This is a genomic window from Actinomadura formosensis NBRC 14204 (genome assembly GCF_001552155.1).
Lineage (GTDB): Bacteria > Actinomycetota > Actinomycetes > Streptosporangiales > Streptosporangiaceae > Spirillospora > Spirillospora formosensis.
Genome location: NZ_BCQQ01000267.1, coordinates 1 through 1872, shown reverse-complemented (window position 1 = coordinate 1872; position 1872 = coordinate 1). Strand labels below are relative to the sequence as shown.

At 74.1% G+C, this 1872-nt stretch carries 2 protein-coding genes; both read right to left on the bottom strand.

Features of this window, described 5'->3' with window-relative positions; genetic code table 11:
- Positions 1 to 318 (bottom strand): beta-ketoacyl synthase N-terminal-like domain-containing protein (locus AF1_RS32405; RefSeq protein ID WP_157419427.1); only part of this gene is annotated, 318 nt, incomplete at its 3' end.
- 55 nt (positions 319 to 373) lie between these two features.
- Positions 374 to 1872 (bottom strand): type I polyketide synthase (locus AF1_RS32400; protein ID WP_157419425.1); only part of this gene is annotated, 1499 nt, incomplete at its 5' end.

Below are 1872 nucleotides of genomic sequence, written 5' to 3'. Positions count from 1 at the left end.
ATCGAACTGGCCCGCACCACGCAGGAAACCGCCCTGGTCGGTGTACGAGGTGCCCGAACGGTCCGGATCCGGATCGAACAGGCCGTCCAGGTCCCAGCCCCGGTCGTCGGGGAAGCCCGCAACGGCGTCGCCCTCTTCGGCCACCAGCCGCCACAGGTCGTCGGGCGAGGACACGCCGCCCGGGTAGCGGCATGCCATGGCGACTACGGCGATCGGCTCCCGCGCCCGCTCCTCGACCTCGCGCAGCCGGTTGCGGGCATCGCGGGCATCGGCGATGGCCCTCTTGAGGTAGTCGCGAAGTTGTACCTCGTCAGCCACTGAACTCAGCTCCCATGAGATGTCCGTGGGGGATTGCGGTGGTGGTGGTGCGGTGTCATCCGAACCGGTCGACGAGCGCGAACAGCTCCTCGTCGGTGGCGGTGTCGAGGTCGTCGTCGGTGGTGTCCGTGGCGTCCGGATCCCGGCCGGCCGCCTCGGCGGCGGCCAGCAGTTCCCTCAGGCGCACGGTGATCCGGTCGCGGGCGGCCTCATCGGACGCGGCCGTCGCGATGGCCGTCTCCAGCCCGGCGAGCCCGGTCAGCACCGGGTCGGCGGGCGATCCCTCGTCGGCGGCGAGTTCGTCGCGCAGGTGGCGGGCGAGAGCCTGCGGGTTGGGGTGGTCGAACACCAGCGTGGCGGGCAGCTTCAGGCCGGTGGCCTCACGCAGCCGGTTGCGCAGCTCCACGGAGGTGAGCGAGTCGAACCCCGCCTCCTTGAACGCCGTGTCCGCCCGGACACCGCCGGGGCCGGCATGGCCGAGCACGACCGCGACCTGCGTGCGCACCAGCTCAAGCAGCAGCGCCTCCTGTTCGGCCGCGGGCAGTCCGGTCAGCCGGCGGACCAGCCCGCCGGCGTCACCGGCGGCCGCTCGCGCCGACTGCCGGCCCGCGCGGACCAGCCCGCGCAGCAGGGGTGGCACCCCGCCGCCGGGCGCCGCATCGGCACGCACCTCGCGCAGGTCCAGCTCGACCGGCACCAGCAGCGCGTGCCCGGATCCCACGGCGGCGTCGAACAGCGCCATGCCCTCGGCGGACCCGAGCGCGCCGACTCCGCCACGTCCTTCACGGCGGGACATCCGGGTCCTGGTGAGGTCGTCGATGGTGTCCCCCATGCCGGTGGCCTGCCGCCACGGGCCCCAGGCGATCGACAGTCCCGGCAGGCCCGCCGCGCGCCGGTGGGCCATCAGCCCGTCCAGGTACGCGTTCGCGGCCGCGTAGCCGCCGCTGCCCGCGCCCATGAACACCGACGACGCGGACGAGTAGACGACGAACGCGTTGAGGTCCATGTCGCGGGTCAGCTCGTCCAGGTGCCGGACCGCGTCGACCTTCGGCGCGAACACGGCGGCCAGCCCGTCGTGGGTCAGCGTCCCGACCACGCCTGCGTTGAACACGCCCGCCGTGTGGACCACACCGGTCAGGGCGTGCTCACCGGGGATGGATGCCAGCAGGGCCGCCGTCTGCTCGCGGTCGGAGAGGTCGCAGGCGGCCACGGACACCTCGGCGCCCTGCTCGGTCAGCTCGGTGACCAGGTCATCGACGCCGTCGGCGGCCGGGCCCCGGCGGCTGGCCAGCACCAGACGCCGCACCCCGTGCCGGGCGACCAGGTGGCGGGCCACGAGGCCGCCCAGCGTCCCCCCGCCCGAGACCAGCACCGTCCCGTCCGGGCCGAACGCCGCGGGAGCGTCGGTGGCGCGATCGGTGACACGCGCGAGCCGGGGCACCGAGAGGACCGTGCCGCGCACTGCGACCTGCGGCTCACCGGTCGCCAGCACCGCACCCAGCACGGAACCGACCTCACCATCGGACACCGGGTCAAGGTCCAGCAGGACGATCC